24 protein-coding genes and 2 tRNA genes are annotated in these 23,545 nt (G+C 66.0%); 17 read left to right on the forward strand and 9 right to left on the reverse strand.

Translation table 11 applies throughout. The features are described 5' to 3' along the window. Positions 1-8: 8 nt before the first annotated feature. The 6 genes from rsmG to rpmH all read right to left on the reverse strand — a co-directional run bounded on the left by rsmG (position 9) and on the right by rpmH (position 3,145). Positions 9-677: a 16S rRNA (guanine(527)-N(7))-methyltransferase RsmG gene (gene rsmG / locus ACX80F_RS05785; protein WP_459335440.1), complete on the reverse strand. Its 669-nt coding sequence runs from the start codon at positions 675-677 to the stop codon at positions 9-11. Next, a complete protein-coding gene (locus ACX80F_RS05790) occupies positions 670-1,227 on the reverse strand; it encodes a Jag family protein (RefSeq protein WP_459335441.1) in 558 nt (185 codons plus the stop codon). Before ACX80F_RS05790 ends, rsmG begins: the two co-directional genes overlap by 8 nt. Then, positions 1,224-2,186 (reverse strand): membrane protein insertase YidC, encoded by a 963-nt coding sequence (gene yidC / locus ACX80F_RS05795; protein WP_459335442.1) that lies wholly within the window; start codon positions 2,184-2,186, stop codon positions 1,224-1,226. Before yidC ends, ACX80F_RS05790 begins: the two co-directional genes overlap by 4 nt. Before the next feature lie 2 nt (positions 2,187-2,188). Continuing rightward, positions 2,189-2,554 (reverse strand): membrane protein insertion efficiency factor YidD, encoded by a 366-nt coding sequence (gene yidD, locus ACX80F_RS05800; protein ID WP_459335653.1) that lies wholly within the window; start codon positions 2,552-2,554, stop codon positions 2,189-2,191. After that, positions 2,548-2,925 carry a ribonuclease P protein component gene (rnpA, locus tag ACX80F_RS05805; protein WP_459335443.1) on the reverse strand — a complete coding sequence of 126 codons (378 nt, stop codon included), beginning with the start codon at positions 2,923-2,925 and terminating at the stop codon, positions 2,548-2,550. Before rnpA ends, yidD begins: the two co-directional genes overlap by 7 nt. An 82-nt stretch (positions 2,926-3,007) precedes the next feature. After that, positions 3,008-3,145, reverse strand: coding sequence for a 50S ribosomal protein L34 (rpmH, locus tag ACX80F_RS05810; RefSeq protein WP_022892375.1), 138 nt, complete (start codon positions 3,143-3,145; stop codon positions 3,008-3,010). A 458-nt stretch (positions 3,146-3,603) separates the two neighbouring features. Between rpmH and dnaA the strand changes: the two genes are divergently transcribed. The 12 genes from dnaA (at position 3,604) to ACX80F_RS05870 (ending at position 16,513) form a co-directional block, all read left to right on the forward strand. Next, positions 3,604-5,025, forward strand: coding sequence for a chromosomal replication initiator protein DnaA (gene dnaA, locus ACX80F_RS05815; RefSeq protein ID WP_459335444.1), 1,422 nt, complete (start codon positions 3,604-3,606; stop codon positions 5,023-5,025). Between the two features lie 484 nt (positions 5,026-5,509). Continuing rightward, a complete protein-coding gene (gene dnaN / locus ACX80F_RS05820) occupies positions 5,510-6,634 on the forward strand; it encodes a DNA polymerase III subunit beta (protein ID WP_459335445.1) in 1,125 nt (374 codons plus the stop codon). A 64-nt stretch (positions 6,635-6,698) separates the two neighbouring features. Next, positions 6,699-7,595, forward strand: a complete 897-nt coding sequence (gene gnd, locus ACX80F_RS05825; protein WP_459335446.1) for a phosphogluconate dehydrogenase (NAD(+)-dependent, decarboxylating) — start codon at positions 6,699-6,701, stop codon at positions 7,593-7,595. A gap of 10 nt (positions 7,596-7,605) precedes the next feature. Then, on the forward strand, positions 7,606-8,910 hold the full coding sequence (recF, locus tag ACX80F_RS05830) for a DNA replication/repair protein RecF (protein ID WP_459335447.1): 1,305 nt from the start codon (positions 7,606-7,608) through the stop codon (positions 8,908-8,910). Beyond that, positions 8,903-9,523 carry a DUF721 domain-containing protein gene (locus tag ACX80F_RS05835; RefSeq protein ID WP_459335448.1) on the forward strand — a complete coding sequence of 207 codons (621 nt, stop codon included), beginning with the start codon at positions 8,903-8,905 and terminating at the stop codon, positions 9,521-9,523. Before recF ends, ACX80F_RS05835 begins: the two co-directional genes overlap by 8 nt. A 210-nt stretch (positions 9,524-9,733) precedes the next feature. Beyond that, complete coding sequence (gene gyrB / locus ACX80F_RS05840; protein ID WP_459335449.1) at positions 9,734-11,806, forward strand: DNA topoisomerase (ATP-hydrolyzing) subunit B; 2,073 nt, start codon at positions 9,734-9,736, stop codon at positions 11,804-11,806. A gap of 68 nt (positions 11,807-11,874) precedes the next feature. After that, positions 11,875-14,544 (forward strand): DNA gyrase subunit A, encoded by a 2,670-nt coding sequence (gene gyrA, locus ACX80F_RS05845; protein ID WP_459335450.1) that lies wholly within the window; start codon positions 11,875-11,877, stop codon positions 14,542-14,544. Continuing rightward, positions 14,541-15,074, forward strand: coding sequence for a DUF3566 domain-containing protein (locus tag ACX80F_RS05850; RefSeq protein WP_459335451.1), 534 nt, complete (start codon positions 14,541-14,543; stop codon positions 15,072-15,074). Before gyrA ends, ACX80F_RS05850 begins: the two co-directional genes overlap by 4 nt. An 86-nt stretch (positions 15,075-15,160) precedes the next feature. Continuing rightward, positions 15,161-15,234 (forward strand) — tRNA-Ile (locus tag ACX80F_RS05855). 38 nt (positions 15,235-15,272) lie between these two features. Then, positions 15,273-15,389, forward strand: coding sequence for a DLW-39 family protein (locus tag ACX80F_RS05860; protein WP_219815704.1), 117 nt, complete (start codon positions 15,273-15,275; stop codon positions 15,387-15,389). A 43-nt stretch (positions 15,390-15,432) separates the two neighbouring features. After that, positions 15,433-15,505 (forward strand) — tRNA-Ala (locus ACX80F_RS05865). A gap of 87 nt (positions 15,506-15,592) precedes the next feature. Then, on the forward strand, positions 15,593-16,513 hold the full coding sequence (locus tag ACX80F_RS05870) for a DMT family transporter (RefSeq protein ID WP_459335452.1): 921 nt from the start codon (positions 15,593-15,595) through the stop codon (positions 16,511-16,513). Positions 16,514-16,611: 98 nt separating this feature from the next. Here ACX80F_RS05870 and ACX80F_RS05875 read toward each other — a convergent pair whose 3' ends face one another. Next, entirely contained in the window at positions 16,612-17,553 is a 942-nt protein-coding gene (locus ACX80F_RS05875; protein WP_459335453.1) for a hypothetical protein, read from the reverse strand. A gap of 164 nt (positions 17,554-17,717) precedes the next feature. Here ACX80F_RS05875 and ACX80F_RS05880 point away from each other — a divergent pair, with 164 nt between their 5' ends. Next, complete coding sequence (locus tag ACX80F_RS05880) at positions 17,718-18,260, forward strand: peptidylprolyl isomerase (protein ID WP_459335454.1); 543 nt, start codon at positions 17,718-17,720, stop codon at positions 18,258-18,260. 5 nt (positions 18,261-18,265) lie between these two features. Continuing rightward, complete coding sequence (locus ACX80F_RS05885; RefSeq protein WP_459335455.1) at positions 18,266-19,141, forward strand: rhomboid family intramembrane serine protease; 876 nt, start codon at positions 18,266-18,268, stop codon at positions 19,139-19,141. A 238-nt stretch (positions 19,142-19,379) separates the two neighbouring features. Here the strand turns inward: ACX80F_RS05885 and ACX80F_RS05890 are convergent, their stop codons facing one another. Beyond that, positions 19,380-19,628 (reverse strand): cell division protein CrgA, encoded by a 249-nt coding sequence (locus ACX80F_RS05890; protein ID WP_459335456.1) that lies wholly within the window; start codon positions 19,626-19,628, stop codon positions 19,380-19,382. Between the two features lie 177 nt (positions 19,629-19,805). Between ACX80F_RS05890 and ACX80F_RS05895 the strand changes: the two genes are divergently transcribed. Genes ACX80F_RS05895 through ACX80F_RS05905 form a run of 3 tightly spaced genes read left to right on the forward strand, consistent with a single transcriptional unit; the run spans position 19,806 to position 21,436 of the window. After that, positions 19,806-20,621 carry a class E sortase gene (locus tag ACX80F_RS05895; protein ID WP_459335457.1) on the forward strand — a complete coding sequence of 272 codons (816 nt, stop codon included), beginning with the start codon at positions 19,806-19,808 and terminating at the stop codon, positions 20,619-20,621. Between the two features lie 5 nt (positions 20,622-20,626). Further along, complete coding sequence (locus ACX80F_RS05900) at positions 20,627-20,788, forward strand: hypothetical protein (RefSeq protein ID WP_459335458.1); 162 nt, start codon at positions 20,627-20,629, stop codon at positions 20,786-20,788. Positions 20,789-20,791: 3 nt separating this feature from the next. Beyond that, positions 20,792-21,436 carry an aminodeoxychorismate/anthranilate synthase component II gene (locus ACX80F_RS05905; protein ID WP_459335459.1) on the forward strand — a complete coding sequence of 215 codons (645 nt, stop codon included), beginning with the start codon at positions 20,792-20,794 and terminating at the stop codon, positions 21,434-21,436. On the opposite strand, the gene pknB is transcribed toward ACX80F_RS05905, so the two are convergent. Next, positions 21,433-23,517: a Stk1 family PASTA domain-containing Ser/Thr kinase gene (gene pknB / locus ACX80F_RS05910; RefSeq protein WP_459335460.1), complete on the reverse strand. Its 2,085-nt coding sequence runs from the start codon at positions 23,515-23,517 to the stop codon at positions 21,433-21,435. The two genes, ACX80F_RS05905 and pknB, sit on opposite strands and share 4 nt — an antisense overlap. Positions 23,518-23,545: the final 28 nt, after the last annotated feature.

A 23,545-nucleotide genomic window follows, 5' to 3' on the forward strand; every position in this document is an offset into this window, starting at 1 on the left:
GGCGAACCTCAGACGGAACGAACAGGTATACGGACGACGGTCGTGGGTTCCTCGAGGACCTCGGCACCGACCACGACGATCTCCGCCGTTCCACCGCCGAGCTTCCGGATCACCTTGCGGGCCTTGTCGATCTCCTCGCCGGCGCTGCGTCCCTTGATAGCGAGAACCTGCCCGCCGGCCCTGGCGAGGGGAATGGTCCAGCCGGCCAGCGTCGAGAGGGCGGACACAGCGCGCGCGGTCACGTAGTCGCCGTGAAGGATGCCCACCATCTCCTCCGCACGCGTCCGGTGTACGGTGACATTGCCCAGCCCGAGATCGTCGACGACCTCCTTCAGCCAGATGACGCGTCGCTCGAGCGGCTCGACCAGTTCGAGGCGGAGATCAGGTCGCGCGATCGCGATCGCCAGACCGGGCAGCCCCGCACCGCTCCCGACATCCACGACAGACGCGTCTGCGTCCATCAACTCGGCCACGACGGCACAGTTCAGCACATGACGTCCCCACAGCCGGGGCACCTCCCTCGGTCCCAGTAACCCACGCTCGATCCCGGATGAGGCGAGGTGTGCCACGAAGCTGCGGGCCAGGGGGAGCCTGTCTCCGAAGACGACGGTAGCCGCCGTCAGTTCGTCGGCCGTCGGGTCAGGGCTTCCTGCGTCGAAGCGGTCAGCATCAGTCATCGCTGGGAGAGATCACGATGTGCCGCGCCTGGCCCTCGCCTTCGGACTCGCTCACGAATCCGAGATCGGCGACGACGTCGTGCACGATCTTCCGCTCGTACGCAGACATCGGTGCCAGCACCAGGTCCTCACCGGTCTCCTTGACCTTCTCGACCGCGTCCCGGGCGATCGTCGTCAGCTCGCGTCCGCGCCGATCGCGATACCCGTCCACATCCAGGATCAACCGCGACCGTGCATCAGTGGCTGTCAGGACGCTGAGGCGTGTCAGCTCCTGCAGGGCCTCCAGTACCTCGCCGTCGCGTCCGACGAGCAGGCCGAGTCCCGTGTCGGAGCCTTCCTCGGACACGATCGAGATGTACGTGCGGCCGCTGCGGACCTCGATGTCGATATCTCCGTCGATATCCGCGATGTCGAGCAGTTCCTCGAGGTAGTCAGCGGCGACGTCACCCTCCTCGTCGAGCCGGGATGCTTTGCTGGCCGAAGGAGTCCCGGCGTCGTCGTCGGACTCCGGTTCGCTGTCGGCGATCTGTTCCTCGTTGTCTACCGTCATCGCCTCTTCCTCTTCTTACGCTGGGGCTGAACACGCTGGCCCCTGGGTTCCGGTACCGTCTCGATCGCCGGTTCCGTCTTCCGCTCCCCGAGGAGCGGCACCATGGGCAAACCCTTCTTGGCTCGCCGGTCCGCGAGGGCCTTGGCGGCGGGAGACCCCGGCGTGGGCATCCTACGGATGACGTAGAACTGCTGGGCCATCGTCCACACGTTGGTGGTCGTCCAGTAGACCAGGACACCGATGGGGAAGTTGATCCCACCGATGCCGAACACCAGCGGCAGGATGTAGAGCATGATCTTCTGCTGACGCATGAAGGGGCTCTGCATGGCCTCTTCGGACATGTTCTTCGCCATGATCTGCTTCTGCGTGATGAACTGAGATGCCGTCATGGCGATGATCATGATCACGGACAGGATGATGACGCTGATGTTGCCGTCGGCGCCGAAGCTGCCGAGGAACGTCGAGGACAGCGGCGCACCGAAGATCGTCGCATCGTCGAACTGTCGCACCGATTCCGGGGACAGTGCACCGATCCCCTCGTTCTCGTCACTGGCCCGTGAGATCCCGTTGAGAACGGTGAAGAGGGCGAAGAAGAACGGCATCTGGATCAGGATCGGCAGGCACGCGGCAAACGGGTTCGTCCCGTGCTTCTTGTACAGGGCCATCTGTTCCTGCGTCATCGCCTGACGCGAGAGCTGGTCCGTCTTCCCCTTGTACTTCTGCTGCAGCTTGCGCAGGTCCGGCTGGAGCGCCTGCATGCCGCGCTGCGCCTTGATTTGCTTGACGAAGACGGGGATGAGCGCAGCACGGATGATGACGACGAGGCCGACGATCGACAGCACCCAGGTCCACCCGGATGCGGGATCCATTCCGAGGAACGTGAAGCCCTCGTGGAACATGAACATGATCCACGACACGAGCCACCTGAACGGCGCCAGGATCGTCTCAAAAAAACCCATAATCAGTCTGCTCCTCGGGCCGCGGGGCGGCTTTCGTCATCGGCCGGAATCACCGGGTGGTTCAACACAACTATCGCTGGCACGTTCCCCTCGCGGAAATGCCTGCCACCCGGCGGGACGTGATCCACACCGCCGGCGTTCCATGGATGGCACCGCGCCAGCCGCCGCGAGGCGAGCCACGTCCCTCGCAGGAAGCCGTGGACGGTCACGGCTTCGAGGGCATACGCCGAACAGCTGGGGTAGAACCGGCACACCGGGCCGTACAACGGAGAAACGACCTTCCGGTACGCGATCAGGAGTCCGATCACCGTCAGGCGCGGTATCCCGACGACGAGGGCCAGCGCTCGGGGAGCGACGTCACTCACGATACTCCGCCCTGCCTTCCCGGTGGTTCCGAGTCCTTCAGCTTCCGGGCGACCGCGGACACGCAGTTCCCGAAGTCCCTGGTCAGGGTCGGCCAGTCGCTTGCGGCAGACGCTGGGAGGGCCCGGACGACGACGTCGTATCCGCGGGGATGCGCACCGACCCACTCCGCCGCCATCTGGCGCAGCCTCCGTTTAACGAGGTTGCGCGTGACCGCGTTCCCGACGTTTTTCCCGACGATGAATCCGACCCTCGAGGGGGCCGATTCGGTCCTGACTCCATATAGCACAACGTTCCGGCGCCCTGACCGGGCACCGGAACGTACGGTACGTGCAAAATCCGCTGCCGTTCTCACCCGGTTGATCATCGGCAGCATGGGAAGTTCCTGTTCCTCATCGAGGGAGGGAACCCCGTGCCGACGCGATCACCCGGAGGATGCATGGCGAGGGAGGGACCGCTTATGCCGAGAGTTCGGTACGGCCCTTGCCGCGGCGTGCCGACAGGATGGCACGACCAGCGCGGGTCCGCATGCGAAGGCGGAAACCGTGCTTCTTGGCACGACGGCGGTTATTCGGCTGAAAAGTCCGCTTGCTCACTGTAGTTACTCCAGAACGATCTGAGATGCGTCCGGCCCATTGCAACAAGGGGGAAGAACAGACTGACGCGATGAAGGTGTACATCCGACACTCGCGTGGAGAGCTGTCACATCCCGAGGCCTCTTAGTACCCGGGAACACCTGTGATGGCATGCGAAATGCAGACATGTTGGACTACATAACGGTAGGGGACAGCGCCGATGGCCGTCAAACTCACCGCGGGCGGCCTGTGGACGGGTTATGCACTGCCCTGTGGACAACCGGTGCTCGACTCACCCTACACGCACCCTCGCCGGCCATGGCCGCCACCCGTTGCAGGGGCCCTGCGGCCGCGCCAGTCCGCTATCTTCTGTACTTTCCATCCTCTAGTCTTGGCTCTGCTCCGTTTATCCACGCCATGTGCACAACTCTGTGGAGAACGGACATTTTTGACGGGAAGCACAGCCAAGAGGGGTGTTCGTGGGTACAGATGAGGTAAACGACGTCGGGAGCTCCTGGCGTAAAGTCATCCGGACCCTCGAACAGGACGACCGCGTCACTCCCCGCCAGCGTGGCTTCATGGTTCTTGCACAGGCCCAGGGACTCATCGGGACGACGATGCTCATCGCCGTGCCGAACGAATTGACCCGCGAGGTGTTGCAGACCCAGCTCAAGGGAGCCCTCGATGAGGCGCTGCGCGATGTGTTCCGCGAGGACATCCAGTGTGCGTTCGTCATCGATCCGGAGCTGACCCCCGTCGCCGAGGACGTTCCGGACCAGGAGCCGGCCCAGCCGCCGTCACCGTCGCCGGAACCGAAGGGTGAGGCGAAACCGTCCCCGACACCGCCCAGCAATTCGCACGAGTTCGGCCGGCTCAACCCGAAGTACATCTTCGACACCTTCGTCATCGGGTCCTCGAACCGCTTCGCCCACGCTGCCGCGGTGGCGGTGGCGGAGGCTCCCGCGAAGGCCTACAACCCGCTGTTCATCTACGGCGACTCCGGATTGGGCAAGACCCACCTCCTGCACGCGATCGGCCACTACGCGAGGCATCTCTACACCGGGATCCGCGTGCGGTACGTGAACTCCGAAGAGTTCACCAACGACTTCATCAACTCGATCCGCGACGACGAGGGCTCGAGCTTCAAGCAGACCTACCGCAACGTGGACATCCTGCTGATCGACGACATCCAGTTCCTCTCCGGCAAGGACCGGACGATGGAGGAGTTCTTCCACACCTTCAACGCGCTGCACAACCACAGCAAGCAGGTGGTCATCACCTCCGACCTGCCACCCAAGCAGCTCATCGGGTTCGAGGAACGCATGCGCTCCCGCTTCGAGTGGGGCTTGCTGACCGACATCCAGCCTCCGGAGCTCGAGACACGCATTGCCATCCTCCGGAAGAAGGCGATCAGCGACAGCCTGAGCGCCCCGGACGACGTGCTCGAGTACATCGCCTCCAAGATCGCAACGAACATCCGTGAGCTCGAGGGCGCTCTCATCCGCGTCACGGCCTTCGCCAGTCTGAACCGCCAACCCGTGGACGTGAATCTGGCGGAGATCGTCCTGAAGGACCTGATCTCCGCCGACGGCGCCCAGGAGATCACGTCGACGGTGATCATGGCGCAGACAGCCGATTACTTCCAGATCAGCATGGAGGAACTGTGCAGCAAGTCGCGGACGAGGACCCTCGTGACCGCACGGCAGATCGCCATGTACCTCTGCCGTGAGCTGACCGACATGTCCTTGCCGAAAATCGGGCAGGAACTCGGCGGCCGGGACCACACCACCGTCATCCACGCAGATCGCAAGATCCGCGAGCTCATGGCTGAACGACGCGCGATCTTCAACCAGGTCACCGAGCTCACCAACCGGATCAAGCACAAACAACGCGAAACGTGAGCCCCCGGTGCGCCTCCCGGCGGCGGGTGGCGTAATTAACAGGTGTGGACACAGCTGTGGATAACCGGGGGAACATCCCGGTCCAGCCTGAGGATAAACCCCTCCTCGCCTGTGGATCCGCAGAATCACAAGGATTCTGCCCACAACCCCCACCTGTGAGGCGTCGGCCCGACGCACACCTTGTCCACAGCCCGGATCCGCGGCGCCGCGCCGAGCAGCGGGGTTATCCACAGAATCCACAGCAGTTATTAACACTACGAACCTTAAACTTCAAAAGCTCGTCAAATAACATTCCACGTCCCGCACGCCTCGCCCCGCCCTCCCAGCAGCACCGGCTGGGCCGGACGCTATCCGGCTAAGCTTTGACCCAGTAGGGTTGTAGTTCCCGTGCCGTGGGAACATCCGTCCAGGCATCGGGTCCGACCATCCGCCGGCGATTCGCCGGTGGCTGTTTTTTTGATCTGGCGAAAGGCGGCACTGCTCCGTGAAATTCAGAGTTGAGCGGGATGTACTTGCGGAGGCAGTGTCCTGGACCGCTCGTTCCCTGTCCCCACGACCACCCGTGCCCGTCCTCGCCGGTCTCCTCATCAAGGCAGAGAGCGGCATGCTCAGCCTTGCGAGCTTCGACTACGAGATCTCGGCTCGCCTCGAGATCCCTGCGGATGTCCTCGAAGAAGGAACCATCCTGGTCTCCGGACGACTCCTTGCCGACATCTGCCGCAGCCTGCCCTCGGCGCCGGTCGAGGTCGCCACCGACGGCTCCAAGGTCACGCTCACCTGCCGCAACAGCCGCTTCAACCTCGCGACTATGCCCGAAGGGGAATATCCCGAACTGCCAAAGCTTCCCGCCGTGAGTGGTGTCGTCGACGGGGACGCCTTCGCCCAGGCCGTATCGCAGGTCATCATCGCCGCAAGCCGCGACGACACGCTGCCGATCCTCACCGGTGTTCGCATGGAGATCGAGGACGACCTGATCACACTGCTCGCCACCGACCGGTACCGGCTGGCGCTTCGAGAGGTGGCGTGGAAACCCTCCACCCCCGGTATCTCCACCAGCGCTCTCGTGAAAGCCAAGACGCTGAGCGAAGTAGCCAAGACCCTCGGTGGGGCCGGTGAACTGAACATCGCGTTGTCGGACGACTCCGAGCTGATCGGCTTCGAATCCGGAGGTCGCCGCACCACGTCGCTGCTCGTGGACGGGGACTACCCCAAGATCAGGTCGCTGTTCCCCACCACCACGCCGATCCATGCGACCGTGCAGACCAGCACCCTCGTCGAAGCGGTGCGCCGGGTCTCCCTCGTCGCTGAACGCAACACCCCGGTCCGCCTCGCCTTCTCCGAGGGCCAGGTCACGCTCGACGCCGGCACCGGGGAAGACGCCCAGGCGTCCGAAGCGATCGAAGCCACACTCGACGGCGACGACATCACGGTCGCTTTCAACCCGCACTACCTCAGTGAAGGCCTCGGAGCCTTCAGCAGCCCGTACGTACGGTTCTCCTTCACCTCGCCGCCGAAACCCGCGGTCATCTCGGCCCAGCAGGACGCATCAGGTGAAGACCAGGCGGACTACAGGTACCTGCTGATGCCCGTGCGGCTGCCCAATCTGTAGCGCGCCCACCGGGTCAGCAGCCCCGGCCGACGGCCGGACGACCCCACCATCAGGAAGAGAGCTCATGCACATCGGTCTTGTCGGACTCGGCAAAATGGGATTCAACATGAGAGAACGGCTCCGGGCGACCGGTATCGAGGTCACCGGCTTCGATCGGGCTCCGGATCGTACGGACGTTCCAAGCCTCGAAGACCTCGTGTCCTCCCTCCCCACGCCCCGCATCATCTGGGTGATGGTGCCGGCCGGTGAGGTCACACATGCCGTGATCACCGATCTCTCCCGCCTCCTGTCCGAGGACGACCTCGTCATCGACGGCGGGAATTCCAGGTTCACGGATGACCAGGTCCACGCAGCACTGCTCGCCCAGCAGGGAATCCGATTCCTCGACTGTGGCGTTTCCGGCGGCGTGTGGGGACTGGAGAACGGCTACGGCCTGATGGCCGGAGGGAGCGACGAGGACATCGAGAGGGCCCTCCCGATCTTCGACGCACTGCGCCCGGAGGGCGATCGTTCCGAGAGCTTCGTGCATGTCGGCGACGTCGGCGCCGGACACTACGCCAAGATGGTCCACAACGGGATCGAGTACGGACTCATGCAGTCCTACGCCGAGGGCTACGAACTCCTCGAGGCCAAGGACATCGTGAAGGATGTGCACGGCACGTTCGCGGCCTGGCAGAAGGGCACGGTTGTCCGGTCCTGGTTGCTCGACCTGGTGGTCAAGGCGCTGGAGGAGGACCCGGGACTGGCGACGATCGCCGGGTACGTCGAGGATTCGGGAGAGGGTCGCTGGACCGTCGAGGAAGCGATTGCCAACTCCATCCCCGCTCCGGCGATCACCGCCGCGCTGTTCGCCCGCTTCAGCTCGCGGCAGGAGGACGCCCCGTCCATGAAGATGGTCGCAGCGCTGCGCAACCAGTTCGGCGGGCACGCCGTCAAGCCCGCCCGAGCGAAGCCCGAGTAAGTGCGTTCCGGTGTATGTTGAGCACCTCTCGCTCACCGGGTTCCGGAGCTATGGGCAGCTCGACACGGCCATCGAGCCGGGTATCACCGTCTTCGTGGGGCCCAACGGCGTGGGGAAGACGAACATCGTGGAGGCGATCGGCTACCTCGCGACGCTGTCCTCGCACCGGGTCAGCACCGACAAGCCGCTCATCGCCTTCGGCGAGGAGCGCGCCATCATCAGGGGCAGACTGGTCCGCGGTGCGCAGCGCACGAGCGTGGAAGTCGAGATCAATGCCGAATCACCGAACCGCGCCCGGATCAACAGGTCCAATCCCGTACGTGCCAGGGATGCCGCGGGGATCCTGAAGACCGTTCTCTTCGCACCCGAGGACCTCACCCTCGTCAAGGGTGATCCGTCGGTGCGGCGCCGGTATCTGGACGAAGTCATGGTGTCGCTGCTCCCGCACCAGTCGGCACTGCGGACGGACTACGAGCGTGTGCTCAAGCAACGCAACGCCCTGCTCAAGTCGGCCCGCGCAGCGGGCAGGTTCTCGACGGCGCACGAAGTCACCCTCGATGTCTGGGACCAGCATCTCGCCGAGTCGGGGGCCCGGTTGCTGTCTGCCCGGTTGATCCTCGTCGACAAGCTCAGACCCCATGTGCAGCGCGCGTACCAGGAGCTGACGGACGGTTCCAAGGCGGCGGGCATCGGCTATCTGTCGAGCGTTTCGTCGTCGTCGGACCCCTCCGCGGACATCGAGGGCGCCGGGCCGGGGCGGGACGGTGCCGACGACGGTCTGGGCGAACTCGACCAGGGTGCACTCGTCGAGTTGTTCACCGCCGGCCTCCTCCGACACCGCAAGAAGGAACTCGAGCGCGGGATCTCCCTCGTCGGCCCGCATCGTGACGAGCTCACGCTGCTGCTCGGAGATATGCCTGTCAAGGGATATGCATCCCACGGTGAGACCTGGTCGATGGCGCTGGCGCTACGGCTGGCGTCGTACTACCTCCTGCTGGAGGAGGACCGGACGCCGGGTGGGGATCCCGTGCTCATCCTCGACGACGTCTTCGCGGAACTCGATGTGCAACGGCGGACCCGGCTGGCGGCCATCGTGGCTCCCGCGGAGCAGGTCCTCGTCACCGCCGCCGTGGGTGACGACATCCCGGCGGCGCTCCTCGGACGCCAAGTGAGGGTGGTGCCCGGCGCGATCGCGGAGCATGGCGTCGAGAGCGCCGACGGAAGCGACGAGGTCGCTCCTGAGAGCGCGGACCAGCCGTCCGACCGCGGGGGTGTCCCCGATCATTTACATGCCGCGGGAGGAATGGATGACTGACCGGTCCGCGGGAGACGGTCCTCCCCCCGACGGACCGGCTACACCGCGCTCCGAGGGCCGATCGTCCGACCCCGCGTCGGGAAGTCAGGGATCATCGCCCGACGACGACGGGACGTTCCCTGAGCAGGATGCTCCGCAAGCCCTGCTCAACCGGTTGCGCAGCGCATCCCAGGCCAGGGGCACGCCCCGGGAGGCTGCGTCGAAGCGGTCGGCGAAGACGTCGCGTCGCCGGTATTCGCCCGAGCCGGTCTACGGCGGCAGGGATCCCGAGGGTGTGGGAAACGTGTTCTCGCGGATGCTCGCCGAGCGGGGATGGAAGTCGCCTGTCGCCATCGGATCGGTGCTGTCGCGCTGGAGCGAGATCGTCGGCACCGATATCGCAGCGCATTGCGTCCCGGAGAGCTTCGACGCGGACACCGTGCTGGTCCGGTGTGATTCGACGGCCTGGGCCACTCAGTTGCGGCTCATCACCCCGCAGGTACTGCAGCGGTTCGAGGCCGAGCTCGGCCCGGGAGTCGTCACGCGCCTGTCCGTCATCGGACCTGCCGCTCCGAGCTGGCGCAAGGGCGGACGCTCCGTGAAAGGACGAGGCCCCCGGGATACGTACGGATGATCCCGGAGTCCCGCTCGCGCTGTCCGCTGAGTGGCCTGTGGCGCAATCGGGGTCCCGGTGGTCGTATCCGGACTCACGGATGGTGGTTCCGTCCGGTCTGATGTGGGTTTATTGGCCGGGGAGGGGGTGTTCGCGCCGGACCGCGGCCCTCCTCAGGGTAGAATGGACAAGATTGTTTTGGTCGATCCAGCTGAGGAGCCGTCTACGCCTGTGGCACACGAGAACGAGTTGAATGCAAGCGACGTGAGAATAGGCGACGGCGAGTCCCCGATCCTGGAGGCCGCCACGGAGCACGCCTACGGTGCCAGCGAGATCACGGTGCTCGAAGGTCTCGAAGCGGTGCGGAAGCGCCCGGGTATGTACATCGGATCCACCGGGCCCCGCGGTCTCCATCACCTCGTCTACGAAGTCGTGGACAACTCGGTCGATGAGGCGCTGGCCGGCTACTGCGACCACATCGAGATCTCGCTCCAGACCGACGGCGGCGTCAAGGTCGTCGACAACGGCCGAGGCATCCCCGTGGACATGCACCCCACCGAGGGTCGGCCCACGGTGGAAGTGGTCATGACGATCCTCCATGCGGGCGGCAAGTTCGGGGGCGGCGGTTACGCAGTGTCCGGCGGCCTGCACGGTGTCGGTATCTCGGTCGTCAACGCCCTGTCCGAGCGCGTGGAGACGGAAGTGCGGCGCCAGGGCCACGTGTGGCGGCAGTCCTTCGCGGACGGCGGGAAGCCCGTTGGTGAATTGCGGAAGGGCGAGCCGACGTCCGAGACGGGTACCACGCAGACGTTCTACCCGGACGACTCGATCTTCGAGAGCACCGAGTTCGACTTCGAGACACTCCGCGCACGATTCCAGCAGATGGCGTTCCTCAACAAGGGACTGCGCATCACCCTGACGGACGAGCGCGTGGACGCCGTGGAGACGGACGAGGTCGCGGAGGTCGACGCGGCGCAGGATGCCGGTGGGGAGCCGAAGCACCGCTCCGTGGTCTACCTGTACGAGAACGGGCTGCTCGACTACGTGCGCCACCTCAACTCGTCCAAGCGCGTGGACGTCATCCACCCCGACGTGATCGCCTTCGAGACCGAGGACACGGATCGGAGGATGGCGGTCGAGGTCGCCCTGCAATGGACCTCCGCGTACTCGGAGAGCGTGCACACCTACGCGAACACCATCAACACGCACGAAGGCGGGACGCACGAAGAGGGATTCCGTGCGGCCATGACCACGCTGATCAACAAGTACGCACGCGAGAAGAACATCATCAAGGAGAAGGACGACAACCTCACGGGCGACGACATCCGTGAGGGCCTGACCGCCGTCATCTCCGTCAAGCTGTCCGAGCCGCAGTTCGAGGGCCAGACGAAGACCAAGCTCGGCAACTCCGAGGCGAAGGGCTTCGTCCAGCGCGTGGTCACGGACCAGCTCGGCGACTGGCTGGAGCGCAACCCCGGGCCGGCCCGCGACGTCATCCGCAAGTCGATCCAGGCGTCGCAGGCGCGCCTCGCGGCCCGCAAGGCGAGGGAGTCCACGCGCCGCAAGGGACTGCTCGAATCCGGCGGTATGCCCGGCAAGCTCAAGGACTGCCAGTCCAAGGACCCCGCACGGTCCGAGATCTACATCGTCGAGGGCGACTCGGCCGGTGGCTCCGCGGTCCGCGGACGGAACCCCGAGACCCAGGCCATCCTGCCGTTGCGCGGCAAGATCCTGAACGTGGAGCGAGCCCGGCTGGACCGTGCCCTCGGCAACAGCGAGGTCCAGGCCATGATCACCGCCTTCGGCGCGGGGATCGGCGAGGACTTCAACGTGGAGAAGGCCCGGTACCACAAGATCGTGCTCATGGCCGATGCGGACGTCGACGGCCAGCACATCACCACCCTCCTGCTGACCCTGCTGTTCCGCTACATGCGACCGCTCATCGAGAACGGCTTCGTGTACCTGGCGCAGCCGCCGCTGTACCGGATCAAGTGGTCCAACGCGAAGCACGACTACGTGTTCAGCGACCGGGAGCGCGACGAGGTGATCAAGATGGGCATGGCGAGAAACCAGCGACTGCCCAAGGACAACGGGATCCAGCGCTACAAGGGCCTCGGCGAGATGGACTACACGGAACTGTGGGACACCACCATGGACCCGGAGCACCGCACCCTGCTGCAGGTGACCATGGACGACGCGGCGGCCGCCGACCAGGTGTTCTCCGTCCTGATGGGCGAGGACGTCGAATCCCGCCGCAACTTCATCCAGCAGAACGCCAAGGACGTGCGTTTCCTCGATATCTGAGGGCCGGCTACCGGCCTGCGGTCGAGTGATCTTTGTGGTTGAAAACCTTTACGAACGGACGATGATTCATGAGTGACGACATCACGGGCAACGGACCGGACGAGCCCCTCGAGGGTGAGGTCCTGACGGACCGCGTCGAGCAGGTCGACCTGCAGACGGAGATGCAGCGGTCCTACCTGGACTACGCGATGGCCGTCATCGTGGGCCGGGCACTGCCCGACGTCCGCGACGGACTGAAGCCCGTGCACCGGCGTGTGCTCTACGCGATGTTCGACGGCGGCTACCGGCCGGACCGTTCGTTCAACAAATGTGCCCGCGTGGTCGGCGAGGTCATGGGCCAGTACCACCCGCACGGCGACTCCGCGATCTACGACGCCCTGGTACGCCTCATCCAGGACTGGACGATGCGCTACCCGCTGGCGCTCGGTCAGGGGAACTTCGGATCACCGGGCAACGACGGCGCTGCGGCGCCACGATACACCGAGACGAAGATGGCCCCCCTCGCCATGGAGATGGTGCGGGACATCGATGAGGAGACCGTCGACTTCCAGGACAACTACGACGGCAAGAACCAGGAGCCGACGATCCTCCCGTCGCGCTTCCCGAACCTGCTCGTCAACGGATCGTCCGGCATCGCCGTCGGCATGGCCACCAACATCCCGCCGCACAACCTCCGCGAGGTGGCCGACGGGGTCCAGTGGTACCTCGAGAACCCGGATGCCACCAAGGAGGAACTCCTCGAGGCACTCATCGTGCGCATCAAGGGACCGGACTTCCCCACCGGTGCCCAGATCCTCGGGCACAAGGGCATCGAGGACGCCTATCGGACCGGTCGAGGTTCCGTCACCATGCGGGCCGTCGTCAACGTCGAGGAGATCCAGAACCGGACCTGTCTCGTCGTCACGGAACTGCCCTACCAGGCCAATCCCGACAACCTCGCGATCAAAATCGCGGAACTCGTCAAGGACGGCAAGGTCAGCGGCATCGCCGACCTCCGCGACGAGACGTCCGGCCGCACCGGCCAGCGCCTCGTGATCGTGCTGAAGCGCGACGCCGTCGCGAAGGTGGTCCTCAACAACCTGTACAAGCACACGCAGCTGCAGGACAACTTCAGCGCGAACATGCTGGCGATCGTCGACGACGTACCCCGCACGCTCAGCCTCGACGCCTTCATCCGCCACTGGGTTACCCACCAGCTCGAGGTCATCGTGCGCCGCACCCGGTACCGGCTGCGCAAGGCGGAGGAAGAAGCGCACATCCTCCGCGGACTGCTGAAGGCCCTCGACGCCCTGGACGAGGTCATCGCACTGATCCGGGCCTCGTCCACGACGGACCAGGCCCGCGACGGGCTGATGGAGCTGCTCTCGATCGACGAGCTGCAGGCCACGGCCATCCTGAACATGCAGCTCCGGCGCCTGGCCGCCCTCGAGCGGCAGAAGATCCAGGATCGCCACGCCGAACTCGAGTCGATGATCACCGAGTTCAACCGGATCCTCGCCTCCGAGGACGTGCAGCGCGGGATCGTCAGCACGGAACTGGCGGAGATCGTCGCCAAGTTCGGTGACGACCGCCGTACCGAGATCCTCATGGGCTACGACGGCGACATGAGCATGGAGGACCTGATCCCCGAGGAGGAGATGGTCGTCACCATCACCCGCGGCGGGTACGTCAAGCGCACACGGAGCGACAACTACCGTCAGCAGGCCCGCGGCGGCAAGGGCATCCGCGGGGCGCAGCTGCGCGGCGACGACGTCGTCGAGCACTTCTTCGTCACGACCACCCACCACTGGCTCCTGTTCTTCACCAACCTGGGCCGGGTGTACCGCGCGAAGGCGTACGAGCTCGTCGAGGCGGCACGGGACGCCAAGGGGCAGCACGTGGCGAACCTCCTGGCCTTCCAGCCCGACGAGACGATCGCCCAGGTCCTGGACCTGCGCGACTACCAGCAGTCGCCCTACCTGGTCCTCGCGACCAAGCGGGGTCTGGTGAAGAAGACACGGCTCGAGGACTACGACACGAACCGTACCGCGGGCGTCATCGCCATCAACCTGCGCGACAACGACGAGCTCGTCTCGGCGCAGCTGGTGTCCGGCGACGACGACATCATGTTGGTCTCCCGCAAGGGACAGTCGCTGCGGTTCACGGCCGACGACGACGCCCTGCGGCCCATGGGACGTGCCACCTCCGGCGTGACCGGCATGAAGTTCCGCCCCGACGACGAGCTGCTGGCCGCGAAGGTGGTCACGGACGACTCGTTCGTCTTCATCGTCACCGAGGGCGGTTTCGCGAAGCGGACGAGGGTGGACGAATACCGCGTGCAGGGCCGCGGCGGACTGGGCATCAAGGTCGCGAAGCTGGCCGAGGAGCGCGGAGACCTCGTCGGAGCGCTCGTGGTCCAGGAAGAGGACGAGGTCCTCGTGGTCATGGGCGGCGGCAAGGTGGTGCGCTCCGCCGTGGCAGGTGTCCCCGCGAAGGGCCGCGACACGATGGGGGTCATCTTCGCGAAGCCCGACAAGACCGACCGCATCATCGCCGTCGCCCGCAACAGTGAGCGCAGCGTCGCCGTCGAGGAGGGTCTCATCGAGGATCCGACCGAGGGCAGCCCGGATGTGGACGTGATCGGAACGCTCACCCCCCAGGAGGATCCTGCGGAGTTCACAGCCGATGAAGTACGGTTGTCGACAGAAGAAACGGCTGAGCCCGACGCTGAGTCGCCCGAACACGGAGGTAACGAGTGAGCTCGGCCAACACCAATCCGCGGCCGCCCAGCGGACAAGTGAAGACGTCCGGGGCGCCGCGGACGAACGCTCCCGCCCGCCCACCGCAGCGACCCGCATCCGCAGGACAGGGCGGCCGACCGGGACAGCAGCGGCCCGGCCTCGTGAAGCCGGTGCCCAAGGCGAAGGCACGGAAGGCACGCCTGCTCGTCAGCAAGGTCGATCCCTGGTCGGTCCTGAAGATGTCGTTCCTGTTGTCCGTCGCGTTGGGCATCGTGACCGTCGTGGCGTCCTTCGTCATCTGGACCGTCCTCGACCTGACCGGCATCTTCGACGGTGTGAACGAGCTGCTCCGCGAGATCGCCGGGTCGGAAAGCGGCGGATTCGACCTCCGCCAGTTCGCCTCCCTGCCGCAGGTACTCTCCTTCGCGACGATCATCGCCGTCGTGAACGTCGTGCTCCTGACCGCTCTGGCCATGCTCTCGGCGGTGCTGTACAACATCTCGTCCACCCTCGTCGGCGGTATCGGCGTCACGCTGACCGACGACTAGGAGACCGGCCCCTTCGGCGCCCCCGGGCGATTTGATGAATGCCGAGACACTACTGTAAAGTCGTATCTCGGCCCGAAGAGGTATCGGGGCGTATAGCTCAGGCGGTTAGAGCGCTTCGCTGATAACGAAGAGGTCCCAGGTTCAAGTCCTGGTACGCCCACGGATCCACCACTCGCAGGGAACCGCAAGGAGACTGTCGTGAAGAAGTTGCTCGTCGCAGCAGCGGCTGCCGCAAGTGTCCTCGTGTACAAGCGGTGGAAGGATTCGGAGAAAAGCAAGAGCGTCTGGAGCAGTGCGACGGACGAAGTGGTATAGCTTCACGGAACGGAGTCCGGCAGGACCGGACGTCGTCCACTTCGGGGGCATGGCGCAATTGGTAGCGCACCTGCTTTGCAAGCAGGGGGTTCGGGGTTCGAGTCCCCGTGCCTCCACCGAAGAAAAGTCCCGGCCATCGGCCGGGACTTTTCACGTTCCACGGCAGATCACGCGGCGCTGATGCCGTGCCCTACAGTTGCCGGGTGACTATCTTCCTCTCGATCCTCGGCGTCATCGGAGTCTCCGCGTCAGGACCGATCATGGCAGCCACGGCGGCGCCCGTCCTGGCCATCGCCTTCTGGCGCAACCTGCTCGGCGCCGCTCTGATGGGAGGACCGGCGGTCGTCTCCAAAAGGGCCGAGTTCGCTGCCCTGACGCGAGTCGATTACCGGCGCCTGGGTATCGCGGCCATAGCCCTCGCCCTCCACTTCGCGTGCTTCATCACGGCGCTCAAGCTGACGTCCGTCGCGGCTGCCACGGCCCTCGTGTGCCTGCAGGTGGCGTGGATCGCGCTCTTCAACGCGCTGCTGGGATCGCGGCCGCACGCGACGGTGGTGGCGGGGCTCGGTGTGGCCTTCGTCGGCGTCGTCATCATCACCGGGTTCGACCTGTCGCTGTCGCGGGAGGCACTCCTCGGCGACCTGCTGGCCCTGGCCGGCGGCGCCCTGGCGGCGGTCTACCAGATGGCCGGTGCTGCGGCCCGGCGGACCATGTCCACGGGGACCTACACGACGCTCTGCTATGGAGCCTGTGCCGTGATCCTCCTGGCCCTGTGCGGGGCGACCGGGCAGCCGATCGTCGGCTTCAGCCCCGCCGCCTGGGCGGGTATCCTCGCCGTGACCCTGCTGGCCCAGATCATGGGCCACTCCGTCTTCAATCATCTCCTGGCGGTCATGAGCCCGCTCGTCGTCTCCATGATCATCCTGCTCGAGATCCCGGGAGCAGCCATCCTGGCGGCGATCTTCCTCGGCGAGACGCTGCCGCTCGGGACCTACGGCGGCCTGGTCCTCATCCTGGTGGGCCTCGCCGTCGTCATCCGCGGTCAGCAGCGACGGAAGGCACGCCACATGCCCGTCGGAGCAGAGGCTGGAACGGTTCCCCCTCCCGGGCTGGGCGGCGAGTAACAGTCGCTCCCAGTTATATGAAGCAGTTGTAATAAAGGTTAATGAAGGAACCCCCAGGCCTTCAGGCCTGGGGGTTCCTTCATGCAGTACGGGACGGGTCAGGCCTTCGGCTCGTCCGAGGGCTTTGTCGCATCCTTGGCCTTGGCGGCCTCGGTGGCGTCCTTCGCCTTGTCGGCAACGGTCTGGGCCGCGTCCGCGGCCTTGTTCTTGCCGTCGTCCTTGGCGCCGGTCGTGGCGGCATCCTGCGACGCCGCGGCACGATCGGCCGCTTCCTTGATGGAGGTGACGACCTCCTTGGCTTCACGGGTCTTCTCGCTCGAGACCGGAGCGGGAGTGGCCTTGATCGGAGCCGGCGTCTTCCAGGGGTCCTCGACGGGCTTCGACGCCCGCCAGACGGCAACACCGGCGACGACCGCGCTCAGGATGATGCCGAAGATCAGCCAGCCCTTGCCCTTGCTGCGTCGCTGGCTCTTCTTCAGGTCCTTGGAGGCCTGCAGGGTTGCGGCCACCAGGCGCTTCTGGGCCTTCTTGACGGCCTTCTTGTCTCCGGTGATCCTGATGACGGCCTTCTCGACGGAAGGGTGCACCTGGGCGGAGGCGAGCGACTTGGACGCCGTGTCCGCCGCGTCGCCCAGCTTGGTGGACAGGGTCGGCAGGTAGCCGTCGACCACCCGGACCTTCGCCGAGGTCAGTGCCGGGCCGGCCTTGTCGAGGGTTCCCTGGATCTTCGGGGTGGTGTCGTCGATGACCTGGGAGATGCGCGGGCCGACCTTGTCGATCCCGTCCTGGATCTTCGGCGCGACGACGGCGATGCCGCCGGCAATACCACCGGAGATTCCCTCGGTGGCCTTGCGGACGGTGTCCTGCAGGGCGGGGCCGGCGGTCTCCCTGCCCTTTTCCCACCGTGGCTTCGCCCACTCGTATGCGGCGTCGACCCGTGGTGTGGCCCAGTCCCGTGCGGCAGCCAGCCCGGCAGCGGCAGCCAGTCCGAGTGCGACGCCTTCTTCGAGTTCGTGGGTAGCGCGTACGTTCTTCTTCACAAAAACCTCCAAGGGGGTGGTTACTCGTTTTGATCAGCCTACGTTGCATGGGCAGAGGGTGCTATCCGACCGGTACACGGGAGTCCCGGAGGGCTGTTATTTCACTGTGCGCGGAATGGCCCCGCCCCAGCTTATTGTCAGAAGGCGCATGGAAGAATGGACCAATGACTGCTATTCCGACAGCAAAAGCGACCATCCACACCACCCAGGGCGACATCGAGGTGAACCTCTTCGGCAACCACGCGCCGAAGACGGTGAAGAACTTCGTGGGACTCGCGACCGGTGAGATCGCCTGGACCCACCCGCAGACCGGCGAGAAGAGCAATGCGCCCCTCTACGACGGGACGATCTTCCACCGCATCATCAAGGACTTCATGATCCAGGCCGGGGATCCCCTCGGCCAGGGCACCGGCGGCCCCGGCTACAAGTTCGACGACGAGATCAACCCGGACCTCTCCTTCAAGGAGCCGTACAAGCTGGCGATGGCGAACGCCGGCACGCAGGGCGGCCGCGGTACCAACGGCTCGCAATTCTTCATCACCGCCGTGCCCACCACCTGGCTGCAGGGCAAGCACACCATCTTCGGCGACGTCACCGACGAGAAGTCGCGTGAGGTGGTTGAGAAGCTGAACTCCATCGCCACCGACATGCGGGACAAGCCCCTCGAGGATGTCGTCATCAAGAGCATCACCGTGGAACAGCTCTAACCCAGATGTCTTACGGTGTCCCCGCGCCTGACGCCGGAAGCCGGCAGGCGCCGGTCTGCCCACGGCACCTCGACCGCGTCAGCTATGTGAGATGCCAGCGGTGTGAGCGGCCGGCGTGCGCGGAGTGCCAGAGACCAGCGGCCGTCGGTTTCCAGTGCGTGGATTGCGTACGGGAGCAGGCGGCCGCCGCCCCGGTCTACCGGACCGCTTTCGGCGGCGTCGCGCGCGTGGGCACCACCGTGGTGACCTACACCCTGATCGGTATCTGCCTGGTGACCTTCTTGCTGCAGCTGGTGCTGCCCGGGGTCACCAGCGCCTTCATCTACGCGCCGTTCTTCACCGCCGGGGTGGAGGGCGCGGTCCCGGCCCAGCCCTGGCGCATGCTCACGGCGGCGTTCCTCCACTCGCCGGGGTCGTTCCTGCATATCGCCTTCAACATGTACGCCCTCTACATCCTGGGGAAGGTCCTGGAGCCCGCACTGGGTCGGGCGAGGTTCCTCGCCCTGTACCTGATCTCGGCCCTGGGTGGATCGGTCGGCGTCCTGCTGCTGTCCGGGAACCCCGGACAGGGTGTGGTCGGCGCCTCCGGTGCGGTGTTCGGGCTGTTCGGCGCGCTCTTCATCGTGCAACGGAAGCGGGGCGGGGACGTCCGGCAGATCGTCGTCCTGATCGCGATCAACGCCGCGCTGGGATTCCTGATCCCCTCGATCGCCTGGCAGGCGCACCTGGGAGGGCTCGTGGCCGGCGCTGCATGCGCCGCAGTGGTCGCCTACGTCCCCCGCGGTCCGCGCCAGGCGCGGCTCCAGTGGCTGGGACTCGGAGGCGTCGTCGCCCTCCTGGTCCTGTTGACTGTGCTGGGAGTCTCGCTCCTCCCGTTCTAGCGAAGCACGCGAACGGAATGGATACGGGGAAGGCCGGTGCGCAGTGCACCGGCCCTCCCCGAGTTGTCCACACCCCTTATCCACATGGGGGATAACTTACACACATGTAATTCCACAGCTGTGGATAAGCGCCCGCCCGGGATTCCGCGGCTGTTCCTGAATCATCAACACGTCTGTGCACATCTGTGGATAACTTTCTGCACACCGTGTGTACAGAGCGTCGGCACCGGCCGGGCTGCTACCGCCAGCGCGTCGTCATGAGGAAGCCGACGATCGCGATGCCGAACCCGGCGAGGATGTTCAAGGACCCCCACGCCTCGACGGGGAAACGGGACTCCGAGATGTAGAACGTGATGATCCACAGCAGGCCGATGATCATGAGGCCGAACATGACGGGCTTGTACCAGACGGGGTTCGGCTTCGGCTGCGAGGACTTTACTGCGGGAGCAGCGGATCTGGCTCTTTTACGGGGCTTCGACTCGGGCACGGTTTCTCCTCGGCAGGGCACGGCTTGGGTCAGCTGCGCCGGTGGTCGGACCGGCCGCCGGAGAGTGCCCAGACCCGCAGGTTATCCTGAAGGAGAACGACGTCCGGCGGCCCGGTTATCCCCACGATTCTAGCCAAGATCCGTTCGATACCCGTGCAACCCAGGGCAGGAGCGGTAATGGTCAGATCAGTCATCGACGCCGCGCCGCAACGCCGGACGGGCCGGGTGCGTCCGGAACGCCGCCGTCGTACGCCGTTCCAGCTGGTCGCCCAGGTGTTCGGCGAGCTGCTGATCACCGTGGGTGTGATCCTGTTGCTGTTCGTCGGGTGGGAGCTCTGGTGGACCAACATCGACGCCGGGGTCAAGCAGGACCAGGCGCTCGAGGAATTCTTCTCCGACGTGCCGTCCGTTCCGGGCGGTCTTAAATCCCCGGTGCAGGATGACGCCGCAGCTGGTCCGGAGGATTTCGGCGACCCCGCCGTTCTTCCGCAGGCCGACCTCACCGGGACATTCGGAGCCGTCTACATCCCCCGCTTCGGTGCGGATTACTCACGGCCGGTCACGGCCGGCGTCGGCTCCGACGTCCTCGACAACCTCGGACTCGGACACTATCCCGGGACGGGTGCACCCGGCGCCATCGGGAACTTCGCCCTCGCCGGGCATCGCCAGACCCACGGGCAGGTCCTCGACCAGATCCACACACTGGTGCCGGGCGACAAGATCTACGTCCAGACACGCGAGGGCTACTACACGTATGTCTTCCGCAACACGGAGATCGTCCTGCCGGACAGGGCGGACGTGATCGCGCCGGTGCCCACGGATCCAGGGGCGCAGCCGGTGGACCGGATCCTCACCCTGACCAGCTGCAATCCGAGGTTCGGCGCGCAGGAGCGTATTATTGCTTACTCGGTGCTGGAGTCCTGGCGTCCCTCGGACGCCGGACCTCCGCCCGGGATTGCGGAGCAGGTCGCCCGCGCAGCAGGACGGGGATAGCCGCCATGTACGGATGGATCTTCCGGGCCCTCCCCGGACCACGGTGGCTGCGTATCATCCTCTCCGTAATCCTGGCCCTCATGGGAATCGCGGCGCTCATGCTCTTCGTCTTCCCCTGGGTCTCCCAGTTCAACCCGCTCACAGACTCAACGATTGGTTCCCCCTAGCTCATGGCCGACACCACCAGAATCCTCGTCGTCGACAACTACGACAGCTTCGTCTACACGCTGGTCGGGTATCTCCAGGAACTCGGTGCCGAGACGACCGTGGTCCGCAATGACGACCTCACGCTCGCCGAGGCGCAGGAGATGGCCGCCTCACGGGATGGCGTCCTGATCTCGCCCGGTCCGGGGACACCCGCGGATGCAGGGGTGTGCGTCGATCTGATCAGGTGGTGCGGCGAGAGCGGCAAGCCCATGCTCGGGGTTTGTCTCGGTCACCAGGCGCTCGCCGAGGCCTACGGCGGAACCGTCACTCACGCGCCCGAGTTGATGCACGGCAAGACCTCCCTCGTGGAACACGACGCCACCGGCGTGTTCGCGGGTCTTCCCTCACCGGTGACGGCGACGCGCTACCACTCGCTCGCGGCGGTGAGCGACGACGTCCCGGCCGAGCTGTCGGTGACGGCACGGACGGCCAGTGGCATCATCATGGGCCTCGAACACCGGAGCGCCCCGCTGTGCGGGGTCCAGTTCCATCCGGAATCGGTCCTCACGGAGGGCGGGTACCGGATGCTCGGTAACTGGCTCGAGTCCCTGGGGCTCGAGGGCGCATCCGCGAAATCGGCCGGACTCAGCCCGCTCATCGCCCGTTAGTTGTCCAGCTGGTCGTCGTCCTCCGTCGGACGAGATCCGGAGGGCTCCGTCGGCCCGCCCGTCGGCTCGTCGGTCGCGTCGTCGTTCGGCGGATCTGTCGGCTCCTCGGTTGGTTCCTCCGTGGGTTCCTCGCTCGGTTCCTCGCTCGGTTCCTCTGTCGGTTCCTCTGTCGGTAGCTCTGTCGGTTCCTGAGTTGGCGCCTCGGTTGGCGCCTCGGTTGGTTCCGGGACCGGTTCCGGGGCCGGCTCCGGAGCGGGCGGGGCCGGTGCTGCCGCGACGCTGAGGACGATCTCGGTCCCCTGCGGGACCTCGGATCCCGCCGGTTCCGACTGTGCCGTGATGATCCCGGGCTGCACGACGCTGTTCTCGACCTTACGGACGCTGAAGGGCAGCTGTACCGCCGGGTCCTCGAGCAGGGCCTGCGCCTGCGCAAGGGTGAGGTCGGTGAGCAGGGGAACCGTCACCCTCCCGCTGGAAAGCACGAGGTCCACCGCACTGCCGACCGGCACGGACTGCCCGGCCTGCGGTTGCGTGGTGATGACCCTTCCCTGCGCGACGGCGGCGCTGGTCTCCTCGGTGACCTCACCACCCCGCAGCCCCAGGACCTCGAGCGCATCCCGCGCCGAGGATTCCGTGAGTCCGGCCAGGGATCCGGGCAGCACCACGTTCGCCGGGCCGCGCGAGACCGTGATGTTCACGCGGGAGTCCGGTTCGACCGACGCACCCGCTGACGGGTCCGATTCGATGACGTCCCCGGCGTCGACCGACGCGTTGAACTCCTCGTCCGTGGACGGAACGAGGCCCGCATCCACGATGGCGTCCCTCGCATCGGACTCCGGCATACCGACCAGGTCGGGGAGCTTGACCGTCGCCGATTGCTGGACGGGCTGGCTGGTGAGGGAGGTCACGACGAAGTAACCGGCTGTGAGGACGAGCAGCAGCGCTGCGAAGAACACGGTGGTCCAGGCCGCCCGGGAGGCCCTGCGGCGTCGCTCGTCCCGTTGGTCCGCCTCGTCCTGATCCCGCAGGAGGTCCAGACGGTCGTCGGGGTCCTCGTCCTGCTCGATGCCCAGCTGCGCCGGCGACGCGCCACCGGTGACCCTGCCCATGGCACGCGTACCCGGCCCATCCAACCCTGCCGCAGCCGCGCCGACGATGGCAGGGCGGACCCGCACCGGGGACACGTCCATCGTCTCCGTGGCGTCACCCACCGCAGCAGCGAGCACCACACCGCGGCCGGCGTCGAGCAGGGCCCTCCGGAAAGCGTCGGCATCCTCGAACCGACGGTCACGGTCCTTCTGCAACGCCCTGGCGAGCACGGAGTCGAGGGCCGGGGTCACCTCGGGATTCAGGCTGCTCGCGAGGGGAGGTGCCTCCCGCACATGCTGGTAGGCGACGGAGACCGGACTGTCACCGATGAAGGGTGGCCGGCCGGTGAGCAGCTCGAACAGCAGGCAGCCGGTGGAGTACAGGTCGCTCCGTGCATCGACGGCCTCGCCGCGCGCCTGCTCGGGCGAGAGGTACTGCGCCGTCCCCAGCACGGCCTGGGTCTGCGTCATGGTGGCCTGTGAGTCGGCGATGGCCCGTGCGATGCCGAAATCCATCACCTTGACGGCACCGGACGGCGTGATCATCACATTGGCAGGCTTGATGTCGCGGTGGACGATGCCCGCCCGGTGGCTGTACCCGAGCGCGCGGAGGACGTCCGCCACGTGGCTCACGGAGTCCTCCGGGGTGAGGTCGCCGGCCTTGACGTGGTCGCGCAGGGTGAACCCCTCCACGTACTCCATCACGATGAACGGGACCCGCACCTCGTGCTGCGGCCGGTCGGGGATCTCCTCCTCGCCCGTGTCGTACACCGCCACGATGTTCGGATCGTTGAGCCCGGCCACGGCCTGGGCCTCCCGCCGGAACCTCGCCTGGAAGAGCGGGTCCCGTGCGAGGTCCTCACGCAGCACCTTGACGGCGACCGACCGGCCGAGGCGCAGGTCCACGCCCCGGTAGACATCGGCCATGCCACCGCGGCCGATCAGCTCACGAATCTCGTAGCGCCCGTTCAGGATGCGCTCGCTGGTCGTCACGCCGCGGCCCTCCTGCGCCGTCCCGGGC

This window comes from Arthrobacter sp. TMS2-4, assembly GCF_054511075.1.

What these genes read in the sequence shown, in the direction of transcription:
- ACX80F_RS05885 (WP_459335455.1), top strand. Translation starts at nt 18,266, where the DNA reads ATGTCTTACGGTGTCCCCGCGCCTGACGCCGGAAGCCGGCAGGCGCCG.
- ACX80F_RS05835 (WP_459335448.1), top strand. Translation starts at nt 8,903, where the DNA reads ATGACTGACCGGTCCGCGGGAGACGGTCCTCCCCCCGACGGACCGGCT.
- yidC (WP_459335442.1), bottom strand. Translation starts at nt 2,186, where the DNA reads ATGGGTTTTTTTGAGACGATCCTGGCGCCGTTCAGGTGGCTCGTGTCG.
- gnd (WP_459335446.1), top strand. Translation starts at nt 6,699, where the DNA reads ATGCACATCGGTCTTGTCGGACTCGGCAAAATGGGATTCAACATGAGA.
- rnpA (WP_459335443.1), bottom strand. Translation starts at nt 2,925, where the DNA reads ATGCTGCCGATGATCAACCGGGTGAGAACGGCAGCGGATTTTGCACGT.
- rsmG (WP_459335440.1), bottom strand. Translation starts at nt 677, where the DNA reads ATGACTGATGCTGACCGCTTCGACGCAGGAAGCCCTGACCCGACGGCC.
- ACX80F_RS05880 (WP_459335454.1), top strand. Translation starts at nt 17,718, where the DNA reads ATGACTGCTATTCCGACAGCAAAAGCGACCATCCACACCACCCAGGGC.
- ACX80F_RS05895 (WP_459335457.1), top strand. Translation starts at nt 19,806, where the DNA reads ATGGTCAGATCAGTCATCGACGCCGCGCCGCAACGCCGGACGGGCCGG.
- ACX80F_RS05900 (WP_459335458.1), top strand. Translation starts at nt 20,627, where the DNA reads ATGTACGGATGGATCTTCCGGGCCCTCCCCGGACCACGGTGGCTGCGT.
- ACX80F_RS05905 (WP_459335459.1), top strand. Translation starts at nt 20,792, where the DNA reads ATGGCCGACACCACCAGAATCCTCGTCGTCGACAACTACGACAGCTTC.
- gyrA (WP_459335450.1), top strand. Translation starts at nt 11,875, where the DNA reads ATGAGTGACGACATCACGGGCAACGGACCGGACGAGCCCCTCGAGGGT.
- ACX80F_RS05790 (WP_459335441.1), bottom strand. Translation starts at nt 1,227, where the DNA reads ATGACGGTAGACAACGAGGAACAGATCGCCGACAGCGAACCGGAGTCC.